Below are 540 nucleotides of genomic sequence, written 5' to 3'. Positions count from 1 at the left end.
CGGAGCGTTTTATAAAGAGGGGTTGGGCTATATTGATTTGGTGTGGGGAGCAAACGCACAGCGTTTGCAAGGCTTAAAAGGAGCCAATGGCAAGCCACTTAAGCCCTATGGATTGTCTAAGATTGTAGAAAAACACCTTGATGACTTTAGTGGGTTTGAGGGGGCTACGCCTTTGGAGAAGTTAGCTAATGGCATTGAGGAGATTGTAAGCGGGGGGGCTTTAGTCAGCGACCAGGCGGGCGTAAAAACCATTATCCTAAAAGACAATGGTAAAGAATTTAGGGTAGGGGTTTCGCAGGGTTGGGAGCATAAGGGCAAAAACTACTGGATTGTTACGGCATATGAGAATAGAAAGTCCCCCGCGCAGAAGTTCGACCAAGTCGCGGCTAAGTCTGGGCATGGCTCCGATCTTGCCCAGAAGGACTTGGGCAAGGATAGCATATCCCCCCTTAAACCCATCACAGAGCGCAGTATAGAGGAGCTCACAGAGAACACCACTTTGCAGGAGTATAAAGCCCTCATAGAGCAGGCTAAAGCAGA

General features: G+C 48.9%; 1 protein-coding gene. It reads left to right on the top strand.

The genetic code is table 11. The features are described from left to right. Positions 1 to 540 (top strand): putative barnase/colicin E5 family endoribonuclease (locus tag EAO38_RS08715; RefSeq protein WP_456237307.1); only part of this gene is annotated, 540 nt, incomplete at both ends.

Source organism: Helicobacter vulpis (assembly GCF_003660395.1).
Lineage (GTDB): Bacteria > Campylobacterota > Campylobacteria > Campylobacterales > Helicobacteraceae > Helicobacter > Helicobacter vulpis.
This window is presented reverse-complemented; position numbering and strand designations above follow the sequence as displayed.